The sequence below is a fragment of the Alkalibacterium putridalgicola genome, from assembly GCF_040959045.1.
Lineage (GTDB): Bacteria > Bacillota > Bacilli > Lactobacillales > Carnobacteriaceae_A > Alkalibacterium > Alkalibacterium putridalgicola.
Genome location: NZ_CP162615.1, coordinates 710662 through 726382, shown reverse-complemented (window position 1 = coordinate 726382; position 15721 = coordinate 710662). Strand labels below are relative to the sequence as shown.

At 43.0% G+C, this 15721-nt stretch carries 16 protein-coding genes; 3 read left to right on the top strand and 13 right to left on the bottom strand.

Annotated features, from left to right (window positions below; translation table 11 throughout):
* Nucleotides 1-545: 545 nt before the first annotated feature.
* From AB4027_RS03675 to AB4027_RS03645, 7 genes are all read right to left on the bottom strand, one after another.
* Nucleotides 546-1409: a VOC family protein gene (locus AB4027_RS03675; protein WP_368646015.1), complete on the bottom strand. Its 864-nt coding sequence runs from the start codon at nucleotides 1407-1409 to the stop codon at nucleotides 546-548.
* Between the two features lie 46 nt (nucleotides 1410-1455).
* Nucleotides 1456-1941 carry a glycosyl-4,4'-diaponeurosporenoate acyltransferase gene (locus AB4027_RS03670; protein WP_368646014.1) on the bottom strand — a complete coding sequence of 162 codons (486 nt, stop codon included), beginning with the start codon at nucleotides 1939-1941 and terminating at the stop codon, nucleotides 1456-1458.
* 13 nt (nucleotides 1942-1954) lie between these two features.
* On the bottom strand, nucleotides 1955-3067 hold the full coding sequence (locus AB4027_RS03665) for a glycosyltransferase family 2 protein (protein ID WP_368646013.1): 1113 nt from the start codon (nucleotides 3065-3067) through the stop codon (nucleotides 1955-1957).
* A 38-nt stretch (nucleotides 3068-3105) separates the two neighbouring features.
* Nucleotides 3106-4608, bottom strand: a complete 1503-nt coding sequence (locus AB4027_RS03660; protein WP_368646012.1) for a phytoene desaturase family protein — start codon at nucleotides 4606-4608, stop codon at nucleotides 3106-3108.
* Nucleotides 4609-4677: 69 nt separating this feature from the next.
* Nucleotides 4678-5550, bottom strand: a complete 873-nt coding sequence (locus AB4027_RS03655; RefSeq protein WP_368646011.1) for a phytoene/squalene synthase family protein — start codon at nucleotides 5548-5550, stop codon at nucleotides 4678-4680.
* A gap of 745 nt (nucleotides 5551-6295) precedes the next feature.
* Nucleotides 6296-6520, bottom strand: a complete 225-nt coding sequence (locus tag AB4027_RS03650) for a hypothetical protein (RefSeq protein WP_091489183.1) — start codon at nucleotides 6518-6520, stop codon at nucleotides 6296-6298.
* A 172-nt stretch (nucleotides 6521-6692) separates the two neighbouring features.
* Nucleotides 6693-7886: an OFA family MFS transporter gene (locus AB4027_RS03645; RefSeq protein ID WP_368646010.1), complete on the bottom strand. Its 1194-nt coding sequence runs from the start codon at nucleotides 7884-7886 to the stop codon at nucleotides 6693-6695.
* A 235-nt stretch (nucleotides 7887-8121) separates the two neighbouring features.
* Between AB4027_RS03645 and AB4027_RS03640 the strand changes: the two genes are divergently transcribed.
* Nucleotides 8122-9033, top strand: coding sequence for an AEC family transporter (locus AB4027_RS03640; RefSeq protein WP_368646009.1), 912 nt, complete (start codon nucleotides 8122-8124; stop codon nucleotides 9031-9033).
* A 93-nt stretch (nucleotides 9034-9126) separates the two neighbouring features.
* Nucleotides 9127-9939, top strand: a complete 813-nt coding sequence (locus tag AB4027_RS03635) for an aldo/keto reductase (protein WP_368646398.1) — start codon at nucleotides 9127-9129, stop codon at nucleotides 9937-9939.
* Nucleotides 9940-10022: 83 nt separating this feature from the next.
* Here the strand turns inward: AB4027_RS03635 and AB4027_RS03630 are convergent, their stop codons facing one another.
* A complete protein-coding gene (locus AB4027_RS03630) occupies nucleotides 10023-10196 on the bottom strand; it encodes a PspC domain-containing protein (RefSeq protein WP_091489176.1) in 174 nt (57 codons plus the stop codon).
* Nucleotides 10197-10609: 413 nt separating this feature from the next.
* On the opposite strand from AB4027_RS03630, the gene AB4027_RS03625 reads away from it, so the two are divergent.
* The gene (locus tag AB4027_RS03625; RefSeq protein ID WP_368646008.1) at nucleotides 10610-11305 is read left to right on the top strand and encodes a hypothetical protein; all 696 of its coding nucleotides are present in this window, start codon (nucleotides 10610-10612) and stop codon (nucleotides 11303-11305) included.
* Nucleotides 11306-11543: 238 nt separating this feature from the next.
* Here the strand turns inward: AB4027_RS03625 and AB4027_RS03620 are convergent, their stop codons facing one another.
* From AB4027_RS03620 to ribD, 5 genes are read right to left on the bottom strand one after another with little or no spacing between them, the layout of a single operon-like run.
* On the bottom strand, nucleotides 11544-12203 hold the full coding sequence (locus AB4027_RS03620) for an HAD family hydrolase (RefSeq protein ID WP_091489172.1): 660 nt from the start codon (nucleotides 12201-12203) through the stop codon (nucleotides 11544-11546).
* Nucleotides 12203-12667 (bottom strand): 6,7-dimethyl-8-ribityllumazine synthase, encoded by a 465-nt coding sequence (gene ribE / locus AB4027_RS03615; protein WP_368646007.1) that lies wholly within the window; start codon nucleotides 12665-12667, stop codon nucleotides 12203-12205. The genes AB4027_RS03620 and ribE overlap by 1 nt, the downstream gene beginning before the upstream one ends.
* A gap of 30 nt (nucleotides 12668-12697) precedes the next feature.
* Nucleotides 12698-13891 carry a bifunctional 3,4-dihydroxy-2-butanone-4-phosphate synthase/GTP cyclohydrolase II gene (locus AB4027_RS03610; protein WP_368646006.1) on the bottom strand — a complete coding sequence of 398 codons (1194 nt, stop codon included), beginning with the start codon at nucleotides 13889-13891 and terminating at the stop codon, nucleotides 12698-12700.
* Nucleotides 13892-13911: 20 nt separating this feature from the next.
* Nucleotides 13912-14562 (bottom strand): riboflavin synthase, encoded by a 651-nt coding sequence (locus AB4027_RS03605; protein WP_368646005.1) that lies wholly within the window; start codon nucleotides 14560-14562, stop codon nucleotides 13912-13914.
* A complete protein-coding gene (gene ribD, locus AB4027_RS03600; RefSeq protein WP_368646004.1) occupies nucleotides 14563-15657 on the bottom strand; it encodes a bifunctional diaminohydroxyphosphoribosylaminopyrimidine deaminase/5-amino-6-(5-phosphoribosylamino)uracil reductase RibD in 1095 nt (364 codons plus the stop codon). It abuts the gene before it with no gap.
* Nucleotides 15658-15721 lie beyond the last annotated feature (64 nt).

Sequence of the window (15721 nt, the reverse complement as noted above, 5' to 3'; positions counted from 1 at the left end):
AGTGATTTCGCTGCATGACAACTACTTCCTAGTGAAATCCTGTATCAACTTGTCACTAAACAGCTATTGAGACCACTTCCTGTTAAATCACTGCCTAAACTGGTCACTAAACAGCTTTTGCGACCACTTCCTGAAGAATCACAGTCTAAACTTGTCACTAAACAGCTTTTGCGACTACTTCCTGAGAAACTGTGGCACCAACTGGTCATAATACCGCTGGAAGAATGCTTTAACTTGATTAAACGCAGGAAAAGAGGCTGGAACAAATGAGTCCCAGCCTCTTTAGCGCTACCGAATTATTTATTATAAACGTGATCCAAAAAGCAGCCCCGCCGTCCACGTTGTCATATCTGTTATGGCTTTAGCCATTTACAGATATGATACACTTGGGCGCAATCCAGAGTGCATTGCTCGATAATCTACGATTATCTTGCGCTTATTCGCTCCAGTTGCCTTAGCCGTTACTGCTTGAGCAGTTATTCGGATACAGTTTGCGTTAGAAGAAACGGGACTAAACGCTTTTTGTCCCATTCTCTTCTATATTTTCACGATGTCGTCAGTGTCACTCGTATGCCGTTCGGATCTTTTACTGTAAAGAACGTATCACCGGCATCCTCCACTGAAATACCCTGAGAGATGATATGTTCCTTTGCTTTTTCTAATTCTTCTGCCTGGCTTACACTTAAAGTGAATCGTCTAAGTCCAGTATCGTAGGTGTCTCGTTTAGGTATTCCAGATCCCAACCATGTATTTAGTCCAATATGATGATGATAATCAGCTGCAGCAATAAACCGGGCTTGACTGCCGAATTCATATTTCAGCTGCATACCTATGACGTCAATGTAGAATGCCTGAGATTCTTCCAAATCACGTACAGATAAATGAACGTGGCCGATTTTAGTTCCAGTAGGCATTTTATCAACCAAGACTTCAGACCGACTGGCTAGGACGCCGTCTGCATCCATCTGTTCTGTCACGCCTCTGATCGTCCCGTCTTCCCCTATGTCCCATTCCGTCCGCGGCTTGTCCCTGTAAATCTCGATGCCGTTCCCTTCAGGGTCAGTCAGATAAATCGCTTCACTATAACCGTGATCCGACGCCCCTTCGACAGGTACTTCATTTTTTAGAAGGGCATACAGGACATTACCGAGGTCTTTGCGTGCTGGAACGAGAAAGGCTGTATGGAAAAGACCTGCTTTTTTTGCTTGTGAGTCCTGTTTTTCCGTTTTAATTAGATTAATTAAAACCTGGTCATCAGCCTTGATCCCGAGGGATGCGTAATTATTGGATTCATCCAGGACGTCCAGACCGATATTCTCTGTATAATAGTCAGTCATTACTTTTAAATCACTGACATTCAAATCAACTGAATGAATATTTAAATCGTGATCTATTTTGAATGTTGTCATTTGATCCGCTCCTTATTCTAGTTACTCTTTCAGTGTAACACTTCACTTACTTTTTGTCAGTATAAGTCTGTTTTCTCTTCTTTATACGGTTCAGTCGGATTCGGTTATAGCGCTGGATCATGATAAACGGAATATTGACGAGCAGCGCATAAGTGATCAATACCCAGCCGGCCCATACCGGATTCCACAAAAAGAAAAACGGTGCCGGAACCATCAGCAGCCAGTGCGTCAGCTCTGCCCGCTTCGTTTCCTTGATGAATATCATGATCGTATCCACATCATTATTCTGCAGTTCCTTTTTCTTATAACCTGCATGGAACAGCGAGGCACCGTCAGGCAGCTTGTCTTTCCATTTATGGACCTTGACTTTATCCTTCCAGAACCTTCCTTTTTTCTCGAAAGTTCGTTCTTTAAACAGTTCATTTAATGGGTGATCACTCGCAAAGAACCGGTCAGGCAGTTTTATCAGCCCAAGTGAGATAGTTAAATGAAAAAACAACCACACACTGAAATCCAATAAGAATAACCTCATCTGGCAAGCTCCTTCATGTTTTGTATTCGCGTCCCCGCCATTTTACTTTTTTTAAAAAATAAACTTGAATCACTGCCCATAGATAGAGCAGCAGAAAGGCACTTATGTAAATCAATGAGAACGCCATCGTCCACCAGGGGAACCGGCCAACTTTCTTCATCAGCCATCTGAACTGCAGAGAATGCAGAACATAAGCAATAAAAATAACGGATAGATAAGTCAGATCCATACGCATGACCCCATCCACGAATCCAATGAGGATCAGGTACGTGCTCATGACCCATAACATGATCGATAGCATCACCACTGGATGGGTTACTTTGGCGCCATAAGTAAAGCTCTTTGTCCATCCCTGGATCAACTGGTAAATGCCTTCCGGATACATCCTGAAATGGATACTTTCTTTGCCCCCATAAACGGTGACAGGATAGTTTTCTTTCTGATAGAGGCCAGCCATTGCGATGCCATCCATATGAGTATACAAGGTAGCCTCATGACCACCAAGATCGAAATACTCCTCTGCCTTAACAAAGAGAAAGGGGCCGAATGCGCCTCTTTTGGGGATCGATTTGTCAAGAAAAGTATAGCGATTCAGTCCTGCCAGTACGATGATGTTGGGTACAATAGACAAGGTTTCATAAAGAGAACGGATGACATGGTAGGGCTGAATGGACAACAGGCCTGTGTCCCCATTTCTTTTAAACTGCGCCACGATATTCCTGAACGCGTGCTTCTGTGCACATTGAGTGTCCGAATCCATAAATATCAGATAATCACCTTTGGCATGCTGTGCTCCCAGCCAGCACGCCGCGGACTTCCCAGTCCGTGTGCTTCCGGATTCTTTAGTCGATAAAACTGTTGCACCGTATTCTTCAGCTATTTTCACTGTTCTGTCTTCTGATTCATCATCCACAACGATGATTTCTTCGATAACAAGGGACTGTTCATGTAAAGAAGCGAGCAGTTTCGGCAAGGATGTTTCTTCATCTCTTGCTGGAACAATCACAGATATAGAAGCTTCCTCTTCTTTATCTTTACTGGGATTGATGACCGGCAGTTTCCACAAAAAGAAAAAGCCGCTCAAAAAAGCAATCAGAAGAAGAAATAACAGTATCACTTGTGCCATCTGACATCCCTCCTCTCACTTTATTGAACGTGCTTTTTTTATTGACTGCTTTTCATATCTTCTTTTTCGATAATATCACTCACCTGCTGACCGCTGAGCGTCACCATCGGCATGCCCCCACCCGGGTTGACCGAGCCACCAACAAAATATAAATGATTGAATAACTGACTCTTTTTGGGGAACTTGAACCCTTTATTCTTCTTACGGTCTGAAACGACCCCATAAATAGCTCCGCGATTGGAGTAGTAGTGCTGCTCGATATCGTGGGGTGTCCACTGGTCTTCAAACACGATATGCTTCCTGAGATCTGTTAGACCCATATGCTCCAGCTTGATCAGAACCCGTTCTCTCAACCGGGCATAGTCTTCTTCAGTGAACGGCTTATCCTGAATATAAGGAACGTGCGGCAAAATCTTGATATTTTCATGACCGGGAAGAGCCTGGCTTGGGTCTGTTTTGTTGCTGTTTACAAGGTAGATAGTCGGGTCTTTCGGTAAATCATGTTTGTCAAACACCGTTTCGTAGTTCTTTTCTGAATCAGCCGAAAAGAAAAAGTTGTGGTGGGCAAGCTGCGGATATTCTCTGTCTACTCCCAAATGCAGCACGATACCTGAAGCAGCCGGCTCAAACTTCTCCTCAAGTTTTTCTGTCTTTTCTTTATCCACATGAAGCAACCGGTCATAGGCAGGAATCACTTCCATGTTGGAAACCACACGGTCAGCTTGCACCGTTTTGCCTGTCGAAAGTTTAATGCCGTAGACATTCTCATCGGCATCCGTTAAGATTTCAGTTACTTCTGTTTCGACATGAAACTCAACCCCGATTTCTTCAGCTAGTCTGACCAGCCCTTCTCCCAGCTTATGCATGCCTCCGTCAACATACCAGAGGCCAAAATCATATTGAACGTAGGGCAGGACATTCAGGATCGCCGGTGCATTATCTGCTGAAGAACCGACGTATTTGATAAAGTATTTGAGCATGTCACTTAAGTAAGGATTAGAAATGCGTTTGTCGATACCCTGGGACATCGTATGAAAATAATCAAAATCTTTCAATGCACTAATATATCCGTGATGATCGAGTACTTCTTTCATCGTATCCAGACCCATACCGAAATAGCCTTCTTCAGTCTTCTCATATAAATTTTTCGTGTACTCAAGGTAATCCTTTAATTCTTCAACATCTTTTGCAGAAAGTTCTTCATTTTTTTGAAGCATGTCTTCTGTTGAATTGTAAAGATCAAGGACAGTCCCATCCATAAAGAAGGATCGCCATTCGTGGTCCAGCTGTCTGATCGACACGTAATCATCCATGAGCTTGCCGCTCTGTTCAAACAATTTTCTAAAAATATGCGGCATCGTCAAAATAGACGGTCCAAGGTCGAATCCGAACCCTTCAGCTTCCAGACGGTTCAATTTCCCTCCGAGATGGCTGTTCTTCTCGTACAATGCAACACTGTATCCTTTTTGAGCTAAAGAAATGGCAGCGGACAATCCACCTAATCCGCCACCAATCACTACAACATCCTTTGATTCAGTCATCACTAACCACTCCACTTCGGATAACGATTTATCCCAATTTTTTATTGGTACTCATTCCATTAGGCTGGTTCATAAACTATTTTTTACTTCATTATAGAAAACGACTTTCTTTGCGGACGATGTTTTATTTTTCAAGGTAAAGCAGTCGTAGTCATTCTCTCTCACGGCATCCAGAATCCCGCCGTATACTTTTGCAGAAAGAGCAACTTGAAGCTGGCTGTCTTTGTCAAAGTCTTTCAGACACTGAGTAAACTTATCGTAAAGCTGTTCCGCTCGATACGCGATCGTTTCCCAAATGGCGATAAACGACTCGTTGATCAACTGATCAGAAAGATCATCTTCACTGTAATCTTCCCGTTCCATCAACTCTTTTGGCAAGTAGATCCGATTGATTTTCTGATAGTCTTCTCCGACATCTCTTAAAATATTGGTCAGCTGCATCGCTACACCTAATGCTATGGCCTCTTCTTCCAGTTCCATATGAATTTTTGTCGCAATCACTGGCAGAAGCATCAATCCGACCGATCCGGCAACATAATAACTATATGCCTCCAGATCTTCCATGGTCTGGGGCTGTCGGAAGTGATAATCCATCGCTTGTCCGTCAAGCTGGTCATAAAAAGGCTGAATAGACATCTCATACCTATCAAAAACGTCTCTCAAGGCCTGCCAAACAGGATGGTCCGGTTCGCGCCCCTGCTCAAATCGATTCAGTTCATTAGTTAAGAAAGTCAAGGCATCCCCTTGGGCTTCTTTTGTTTCTGCTTCGTCGATGCTGTCATCAGCCAGTCTACAAAAAGCATATATCGCATAGACCGCATTTGCTTTTTCTTTTGGGAGTTTTGAAAAGGCAAAGTAAAAGCTCTTCGAATGTCGTTTTATGATGTCCTCACAATATGCATAGGCTTTCGCTATATCAGAGGCTGTTTTATTTTTTTTCACGGGGGTTCCTCCTCTATTTTTTGAGGGGGTTATGAGACATCTTAACTTGTTCTTCATAACAACTGTCATTTTATCTTTATAATATCATACCATATAAATATTACTAATTAGAAATAATAAAGTCCTCTTCACAGTATCTTCAACTTTTTGAGTAAGCTATCTTTCTCCTTCTCCTCAATAGGGATTATCGGCTCTGATTTATCTTTTTCCTTTGATAATTCATCTACATCCCTTAATAGATTAAAAAAGGAGTCCTTTCAATGATGCTAAACTCTCTTCATTAGACGTACTCAGCTGCTTTTTAGGGTTCGCTACTGCCAATGTTGCCTTCATTGAACGTACTCACCGTCCTTTTGGATTTCACTACTGCCAATGTAGCCTTCATTGAACGTACTCAGCTGCCTTTGGGATTTCACCACTCCCAATGCAGTCTTCATTGGACGTACTCACCGACTTTTGGGATTTCACTACTGCTAATGTAGCCTTCATTGGACGTACTCAGCTGCCTTTAGGATTTCACCACTGCTAATTCAACCTTCATTGGACGTACTCACCGGGCTTTGCGATTTAACTACTCCCAATGTAGCCTTCATTGAACGTACTCAGCTGCCTTTTGGGGTTCGCTACTGCCAATGTAGCCTTCATTGAACGTACTCAGCTGCCTTTGGGATTTCACCACTCCTAATACGCCATTATTAGAAAGGAAAAAGCTACTCTAAAAGAAGAGTAGCTTTCAATTTAGTCTTTATAAAAGAGTCGCGTCAAGATAACCCATTTTACGCGCTTCTATAATACGTTTCTGATCTTCTTCTGAAATATCAAGTAAGGATGGCTCATCTAGAACGTTCTGATAACCGTGTTCATTTACACCTTCCATTATAACCTTTTTATCGATACCGGTCACGATCGCCAGTATCTCTGCCGGATGCTTGTCTTTTGCATGCTCATCCGAAACTTCTGTGAATAACATGACGCATTCTCCTTTCTCTTCCTTCCACCTATTTTCATTTTCAGTATAGCATAAATGAAAGCGCTTGAACAGAATAACCCGTCTCCTCTTTTACATGTTTAGTACATAAAAAGACTGGATATCCAGTCTTTTCTCACTATAATACATGATTATCGATAAAACATTCATATTCTTAATAAGCCGTTTTGGGTGGTCTGACGAAAAGCGTCAGTACTAATCCAACCAGCGAAAGAATACTTGCGATCAGAAAGGCTTGGGTATCCTGACTTGTCAGACCAAGTAAAAACGGTCCTGCCAGAGAAGCTACACCATACGCCTGGTAGATCAATCCGTAGTTCGACCCAAAATAATATGAGCCAAAGTAATCGCTGGTGATCGCCGGAAAGGTTGCAAGAAAGCCGCCAAAACTACTGACGATCAGAACCAGTATGATGAAATACAAGTAAGCCTGATTGGTCCACAAACTTAAAGTCAGCATGGATAAGGTCGTAATGACGAACAGCAGGCTGAATACCCGGAGACGTCCAAAAATATCCGACAATGCGCCCCATCCTATTCGTCCGAGCGCGTTCGCGACTGCGGCAACAGCGATCGAATAGCCGGCTATTTGAGGTGAAAGCCCCACGACTTCCCGGGCTATATCCTGCGCTAAACCGATAACGACTAGTCCACTTAGACTTCCGATAAAGTAAATGACCCATAAGAGATAAAAAGTTTTCGTTTTCATCATCTGTTTCGGCTGAAAATCATTTTCGTTCACCAGAACGTGCTGGGTGCTATCTGATTTTTTGGGTACCTTCAGCATCTGTGCACCCGTCAGACCAACGACCGCATAAACCAGTCCCTGTACTAGAAAAGTTTGAGAGACACCTATTTCCTGGATCAAATAACTGAGCACAAAATTAAATACAAATCCGCCAAGACCAAAGGCCCCAACGATGATTCCCGTGACCATCCCTTTTTTCTTTGGATACCATTTCAATGATGTCGACAACGGACAGACGTAAACCATCCCGACACCGATCCCGCCCAGTACACTATATCCCAAATAAAGGACCGGAAGTGTTCGAGCCATCGAAGCCACGATCAAACCTATACTGAAAAATATGATACCGATAGTACCTACTTTTCTCGGTCCGATCTTATCCTGAAGACGCCCGGAGTAAATGGTCACTAGTGCAAAAATAAACACGATCAGCGAGTAGGCTGTATAGACTTCAGTCCTGGCCCAGCCATATGTATCGACGAGCGGCTGATTGAATAGGCTCCATGTATAGATACCGCCAATACAGAGCTGCATCAGTACTCCGCCCAGCAGCACCTGCCACCTTTTTGTTTCTCTCGAATCTTTTGTTTTTTCTTTCATTTTCATCTCCCCTTTTTTAAAAGTATAATGAAGCAGTCCCGAAAAATAAATAGAAAATCCTCTTTTAAAATGGTATTTTAATGTCACCGTTTGATGCATTTAAATATTATATTTATTATTTTGTTTATTGCATCATAAAAAACCACTATACCATAACCTGATCATTCTTTAAAAACTTCTCTGTTTCAAATTGAAACATGTTATACTATATTATGTTTAGAGAGGTGTGAAAATTGTGTTAATTGTCCTTCTTCAATCCCTGCAGTTTCTGCTTATCATTATGGTTGCGTATTTATTTAAAAAAATAAAACTATTAAAAGCCACTGATGGAATCGTCTTGCAGAAAATCATTTTAAACTTGACCCTGCCTGCAACGATCGTGGTCGGCTTTAATGCGGTAACTGTGGAACCCATCTTATTTATCATGATATCTCTTGGTTTACTTTCCAATATCGGCCTGGTCATGATCGGTGGTTTTATATGGCGGAAAAAAGATGCACCAGATCAATCGCTCATGATGTTCAGTCAGGCCGGATATAACATCGGGAATTTTACCATTCCATTCGTTCAGGGCTTTTTCCCCGCCGCGATTCCTTATATCGGAAGTTTCGATATGGGTAACGCATTAATGATATTCGGCGGTACCCCTCTGATCGTAGATAAACTGACCCATCAACAAAGATCGAACAACAATTTATTCAGAACCTTCATTGGGTTATTCCGATCCCCTTCATTCACCACCTACATAATCATGTTCTCACTGGCACTCGCAGGTGTGGTCTTACCCGAAAACGTTCTTTCAGTCTTCCAGTTGTTCTCCAGTGGTAATGCCTTTCTCGCGATGTTTATGGTGGGTCTGTACCTAGATATACAAATCGATTTAGAGTCATTACAAAAAGTGGTGAAGCTGCTGCTTACGCGCTATACTTTAGGTATCGGCTTAGCGCTTGTGTTCTACTTCTTCCTGCCTTTACCCGATATCGTACGCCTGTCCCTTGTACTTTTGGCTCTGGCACCGATCGGAACAGTAGCAACGATAAATATCATCACGTACGGAACGGAACGTTCATTATCTAGTTTTCTTGCTTCAGTCAGTATCATTATTTCACTGATTCTTATGACCCTTGCGCTGGTCTTTATTTTATAAAAGTGTCCCTAGTTCAATGGAATTGTTCCCGTTTACATTTTAAGGTAAACTGAATGTATTATAAGGGAAAGAAGGTAAATCATGACGAATACCATACCAACCTATACATTAAGTGACGGCTTGACTGTACCGGTCGTCGGTTTCGGGACCGATAAACTGAAAGGTGCTAAAGGTGTTTCATCTATCAAACAGGCTCTGCAAAATGGTTACCGTTTTATCGATACAGCTTACAGTTATGAAAATGAAGCAACGGTAGGTAAAGCTGTGAAAGAAAGTGGACTGAACCGTTCGGAGATCCTGATTTCTTCAAAACTGCCGGAAAAATATCATCAGTATGATCTAGCGATTCCTGCCATTCAGGAATCACTTTACCGTGCAGGCCTTGACTATTACGATCTCTACCTCATTCACTGGCCGGATCCTGAACAGGATAAGTACGTCGAAGCCTGGCAGGCCCTGATCGATGCACAAAAATTCGGACTGATTCGTTCCATCGGTGTCTCAAACTTCCATCCTGAACATCTTGACCGATTAAAAGCAGAAACGGGTATCATCCCGGTCATCAATCAGATTCAGACGCACCCTTACTATATTCAGGACAAACTTATCGATGGAAACAATGCACACGCTATTCAGACTCAGTCCTGGAGTCCTCTGGGCAACCGAATGGCCGATGATCTTCTGGATAACCAGACGATCAAATCCATCGCTGAGAACTACAACAAATCGATCGGACAAACGATCCTGCGCTGGCAGGTCCAGTCAGGTTTCATGCCGATCCCATGTTCCAGTTCCTCCAGTCATCAAAAAGAGAACCTGCATCTCTTTGATTTTGAACTCTCAGACAATGAAATGCACACGATTAGCAATTTATCTAAACCTGATGGAGACATTTACGGCGGATAAACAAAGCAAGACGACAGCAAAAAACTCTTTAAGGACCGAGCATACGGTCTTTAAAGAGCTTTTTTACACTGTTATCCTTAACGCTACTCTTCCGGCATGATCACAGCAAGAATGATATAAAGCAGCAGATTGGACGGAAGAATGATGAACAGAATCCTAACCGCCAGAGATGAAATACCAAAGAATTCTGCGATCCCTCCACAGACACCTGCGATCACACGGTCAGTAGACGATTTTGTTAATTTTTTTCCATTCATTTTTATGCCTCCTTCATTCACTTGTTATTTACAGTTTAACTTAAATCCTTTATGTATTCTAATAGAATCCCTCCTCTGAACAAAACGCATACATTACCCAACCTGCTAGACTAAATTTCTTCTGACCAAGTCTATTTATTCCAGCGATCCATCTGAAGATATTTGTTCTTATTCAATCAATTTTAATGTGTCCATCTTCTTGCTCCATTGCTAATTAAACGCAATCAAAAGGCATGCTGATATTCCCAAGAATTCAACGTCTGTCTGATAAAAATAGACGCCCCCTGGGACAATCTTAAAAGCTATCATTTTTCTTTTATCCTTTAATGACGTACACTATTGATAAATCTATACTCTACAGAAAGGAGAGCAGTGTCCGGAATCGTGACACGAGATATATGACTTCCTCTTTTATGTTAATGTTAAGTTTTTCTTTGATTCATTTTTTCTCAAAGTATCTATCTTTACCAAAAAATCATCGGCAGCGTTTTCTTTCTCTTTCAGCAGGAATAGGTGTGGCTTACGTTTTTATTCATCTATGGCCACAAATTGCTGAATCTCAGCAATTATTTTCCAAGGAGGTTCAATGGCTGCAAGGTAGTTTGCTGCATCATGCTTTATATTTAACTGCATTAGGCGGGCTCATCATCTTTTTCTCCATTTATCGTCTAGTGTCGCATATCGATAGTGAACGAAAGGAATCTGTCGAATCAGGATTATTCTGGGCTCACCTCGGTTTTTTCTTTTTATATAACTTCATCATCGGTATTCTGGTCACTTATCAGTCGAGATGGGTTTCATCGATGTTTGTCTTTTTTATAGCATTTGGTTTACATTTTATTGCAAATGACTGGCATTTAAGACTTCACCATAAATATATATATGATAAATATGGGCGTTTTGTTTTATCCATCAGTATAGTGTTGGGTTATCTATTCGGGACATGGATCAGCTTTCCGGAGTATATTGTTGGTGTTTTGGAAGCATTCATTACCGGTTCGATGGTCTTAAATGTAATTAAAAGTGAACTCCCTTCTGAAAAAAGTGGAAGTTTAGGAGGCTTTCTGACAGGGGTCGCTGGTGGAGCTTCCCTGTTTATTCTACTATAATGGCCTGAAAACACTGCCTGTTCAATGCTCGACTATGTGTTCAACTTCAATACTATTACGCTTCATATTTTAATTGAACAAAAGAAAATCCGGTCGATAACAGGCTGTCGGCCTGAAAGTGATAATCATAACGGTTTTAATTAACCTTCTTTAATATCTCATGAGACGCAGAATGTGTTAAGGCGTAGAGTGAAAAAGGTAGTGACAGACTGAAACAGAGTCTGTCACTACCTTTTTATTATAAAATATTTTTCAGTTCGCTGATATCGTTTATGCTCATATCTGCCTTTTCCAGCTCTTCTTTCTGACCGAAGCCGTAAGTACAACCGATCGCATAGGTCTCATCCATTTCGCCTACTTCAAGATCCTGATGTCTGTCTCCAACAATCACATACTCAGACGGATAGTTGTGCTTGAAGTCCGCCACGATTTCCTTCTTCGACTTACTAAATCCATACATTTCAGTACAGTACATATCGGTAAAGTAGTTTCTCAAGTTGAACATATCCGCATGAGACTCCATATAATCGATTGAACAGTTACTCAGGAAAACCAATGTATATTTTTCTTTCAGATACGCCAGTGTTTCTAACGCAGCTGGATATAAATGGGCTTCTTTCCTGCTTATCTTATCGACCATCGTCTCTCCGATCAGACGCGAAGCCTCCGTTTTATGGGCATCCACTAAATCCGGCATAAACAGCTCCCACATTTCTGTTTTACTGTAACCCAGCCAGCGCGTGATCTCCTTATCCTGGAAAACTTTTTCAGGAGCTTGCTCATTTTCAACAAGATACGCATAGGCGCGTTTGAAGGCCGGAATGTATATCCGGCCGCTGTCGTGCAGCGTACCGTCATAATCGAAAATGATGGTCTTGACGTTGCTGAAGTCCTTCATTACGACAGCTTCTTCAGCAAGTTAGCCATTTCTATAGCGCCAACAGCCATATCTACTCCTTTGTTTCCTGCTTTCGTGCCGGCACGTTCAATGGCCTGTTCGATATTCTCAGTCGTCAGGACGCCAAACATCACAGGAACACCCGTTGCATCTGAAGCAGCAGAAACCCCTTTAGCCACTTCCGAACAGACATAATCATAATGTGTCGTTGCGCCTCTGATGACGGCTCCTAAAGTGATGATTGCATCGTATTTTCGGGATGCTGCCATTTTTTTAGCCACCAGCGGGATCTCGTAAGCCCCAGGGACCCATGCCACATCTATGTCAGACTCCTCAACGCCGTGTCTTACCAATGTACCCGTTGCGCCATCAAGCAGTCTGGAACCTATAAAGTCGTTAAATCGTCCAACAACGATCCCTATTTTCAAATCTGTCCCTACTAATTGTCCTTCGATCGTATTCATTTTTCATCCATTCCTTCCAGAATATAATTTTTATAAATCTAAATAGTGACCCATTTTATTTTTCTTTGTTGCAAGATAATCTCTGTCTTCATCGGTTATTTTCGTCTGGATCGGGATCCGGTTCTCGATTTTTAGTCCGTACTTATCAAGCGTGGAAATTTTGATCGGGTTGTTCGTCATCAGGTTCAAGCGACTGACACCCAGGTCGTCAAAAATCTGCTTGCATTCATAATATTCTCTTGCATCCACAGGCAGTCCAAGCAGCAGGTTGGCTTCGATCGTATCGTGTCCCTGATCCTGAAGGGCATACGCCTTGATTTTATTGACCAGACCGATACCGCGCCCTTCCTGACGCATATAAACGAGGACACCGCGACCTTCTTCAGCGATTTTTTCTAAAGCTGTTTCCAGCTGTTCTCCACAGTCACATTTTTTCGAACCAAAGACATCGCCCGTCAGGCATTCGGAATGTATACGGGTCAAGACTGGTTCGCCATCGGAAACATCCCCTTTGACCAAAGCAACATGATGCTCCCCTGTGAATTTATGTTCATAAGCATAAATGTCAAAGTCACCATATTTCGTTGGAAGCTTGGCCTTTGATTCTCGTACGATAAGCTCTTCGTTGGCTTTTCTGTATTCGATCAGATCTGTGATCGTCCCGATTTTCAGGTCGTGTTCTTCTGCAATCTTAAGCAGATCATCCCGTCTGGCCATCGATCCATCGTCATTCATGATCTCGCAGCACAAGCCAACGGGTTTAAGTCCAGACAAACGCATCAAGTCGACGGTGGCTTCTGTGTGACCGTTTCTTGCCAGCACGCCGCCTTCCACTGCTTCCAGCGGAAACATATGCCCCGGGCGCTTGAAATCGTTCGGTGTGGCACCTTCTTCGACCGTTTTCATGGCAGTAAGCGAACGTTCACCCGCTGAGATACCCGTCGTTGTGTCTGCATGATCGATCGAAATCGTGAAGGCTGTGGTATGTTCATCCGTGTTCAATGAACTCATCTGCGGCAGACCCAGTTTTTTTGTATACTCTTTAGTCATCGGCATACAGATCAGTCCGCGGGCGTATTTCGCCATAAAATTTACGTTTTCAGGTGTCGCAAATTCAGCGGCACACACAAAGTCTCCTTCGTTTTCTCTGTCTTCATCGTCAACGATGATGACGTTTTTCCCCTGCTTCAAATCTTCCAGCAGGTCTTCGATTTTATCAAACATCTCTTTGCTCCTATCTTTTATTAAAACCCGTTATTTTTTAAAAATGCTTCAGTCAGTGCTGATTTCTGGACCTCTTTTTGGGAAGACAGCCCCAGAAGTTTTTCCACATACTTTCCGATCAGATCGACTTCCAGATTCACCTTATCGCCAACAGCATGCTTAAGGAGTGTCGTTTCTTCAGCCGTGTGCGGAATGATGGAAACTTTGAAGTCGTTATCAGAGACAGCTGCGACAGTCAGGCTGATGCCGTCAATGGCTATCGATCCTTTTTCAATAATGTAGCGCAAAAGCTCCGGGCCTGCCTTGACCGTGACCCATACCGCATTGTCATCCTTTTTGAAATCAGTAATGATGCCTGTTCCGTCGATATGACCGCTGACCATATGTCCGCCCAAACGGGTCTGCAGATTAAGTGCCCGTTCCAGATTGATTTTACTGCCGCTGGACATATCACCCAAAGAAGTCCGGTCCAGCGTTTCCGACATCACGTCGACAGTAAACTCAGTGTCCGTCATGCTGGTGACCGTCAGACAGATTCCGCTGGTCATGATGCTGTCACCGATTTTAGTATCCTCAAGGACTTTATCAGCTTTGATCGTCAGTTCGCTTGATTTAGCACCTTTCTTAACTCTTTTCAATTCTCCGATCTCTTCTACGATTCCTGTAAACATTCAGTGTCCCTCCCGTAAATAGCCTTCTACAAATATATCTTCATTTAATTTTGTGACCTGCATATCTGACAGGCCATAGGCATCTTTCATCATTTCCACTCCACGTCCCATGACTGGTGATATGGCTTCTGCACCGCCGATGATTTTCGGTGCGATATAGATAGTGACTTTATCCACGATTCCCGCTTCTAATGCCGCTGCATTCAAGGTGCCGCCACCTTCAAGCAGGATACTATCAATTCCTTTTTTTCCAAGTTCAGAAAGTGCTGCTTTCAAATCTACTTTCTCATCCCGTTCAGGAACGGTCAGAACTTCCACACCCAGTTTTTCTATCTCCCGCCGCATGCTCAGCGGTGCATATTCTGTTGTGAGGATCAGCGTCTGGGCTTCATCTTGATTTTTCAAGATTTTGGAATCAAGCGGGACACGTAACTGACTATCCAGTAGGATGCGCACCGGATTCGGATAGCCCTGCACCCGGCAGGTGAGCTGTGGATCGTCTTTCAAGACCGTGCCGATGCCTACCATGATGCCTGATAAATAGCCTCTCATGTGATGCGCGTGTTCTCTGGACTCCTCGGATGAGATCCACTTCGAATCCCCTGTATGCGTTGCGATCTTGCCATCCAGGGACATCGCATACTTCATCAGGACAAAGGGAGTTTGGGTCGTGATAAATTTATTGAACACTTCGTTCAGCTTATTGCTCTCTGTTTCCAGCACACCTTCAACGACCTCGATGCCCGCTTTTCTCAGACGATCGAGCCCCCTGCCGGAAACAAGTGGATTCGGATCGGTTGCCGCGACCACGACTTTTTTCAGTTTCCTGTCGATGATCAGATCGGAACAGGGAGGCGTCTTTCCGTAATGAGAACACGGTTCAAGGGTGACATATATCGTTGCCCCTTCAACTGATTCTGTTGCTGAACTGATCGCGTTGACCTCAGCATGGGCCTCACCAAATCTTTCATGATAGCCTTCACCAATGATCTGACCATTTTTAACGATCACAGCACCGACCATGGGATTAGGCGAAGTGAACCCCCGCCCTTTTTCAGCCAGTTTTAGTGCACGTTTCATGTATTTACTATCCATTGATCTATCCTTTCCCTGCATTAAAAAAGCCCCGAATCACTGTAGATTCAGGGCAACGCAAATA

Coding starts and splice junctions, on each gene's coding strand:
- AB4027_RS03675 (WP_368646015.1), bottom strand. CDS start 1,409: ATGACAACATTCAAAATAGATCACGATTTAAATATTCATTCAGTTGAT.
- AB4027_RS03670 (WP_368646014.1), bottom strand. CDS start 1,941: ATGAGGTTATTCTTATTGGATTTCAGTGTGTGGTTGTTTTTTCATTTA.
- AB4027_RS03665 (WP_368646013.1), bottom strand. CDS start 3,067: ATGGCACAAGTGATACTGTTATTTCTTCTTCTGATTGCTTTTTTGAGC.
- AB4027_RS03660 (WP_368646012.1), bottom strand. CDS start 4,608: ATGACTGAATCAAAGGATGTTGTAGTGATTGGTGGCGGATTAGGTGGA.
- AB4027_RS03650 (WP_091489183.1), bottom strand. CDS start 6,520: ATGTTATTCACAGAAGTTTCGGATGAGCATGCAAAAGACAAGCATCCG.
- AB4027_RS03645 (WP_368646010.1), bottom strand. CDS start 7,886: ATGAAAGAAAAAACAAAAGATTCGAGAGAAACAAAAAGGTGGCAGGTG.
- AB4027_RS03630 (WP_091489176.1), bottom strand. CDS start 10,196: ATGAATGGAAAAAAATTAACAAAATCGTCTACTGACCGTGTGATCGCA.
- AB4027_RS03625 (WP_368646008.1), top strand. CDS start 10,610: ATGTTAATGTTAAGTTTTTCTTTGATTCATTTTTTCTCAAAGTATCTA.
- AB4027_RS03620 (WP_091489172.1), bottom strand. CDS start 12,203: ATGAAGGACTTCAGCAACGTCAAGACCATCATTTTCGATTATGACGGT.
- ribE (WP_368646007.1), bottom strand. CDS start 12,667: ATGAATACGATCGAAGGACAATTAGTAGGGACAGATTTGAAAATAGGG.
- AB4027_RS03610 (WP_368646006.1), bottom strand. CDS start 13,891: ATGTTTGATAAAATCGAAGACCTGCTGGAAGATTTGAAGCAGGGGAAA.
- AB4027_RS03605 (WP_368646005.1), bottom strand. CDS start 14,562: ATGTTTACAGGAATCGTAGAAGAGATCGGAGAATTGAAAAGAGTTAAG.
- ribD (WP_368646004.1), bottom strand. CDS start 15,657: ATGGATAGTAAATACATGAAACGTGCACTAAAACTGGCTGAAAAAGGG.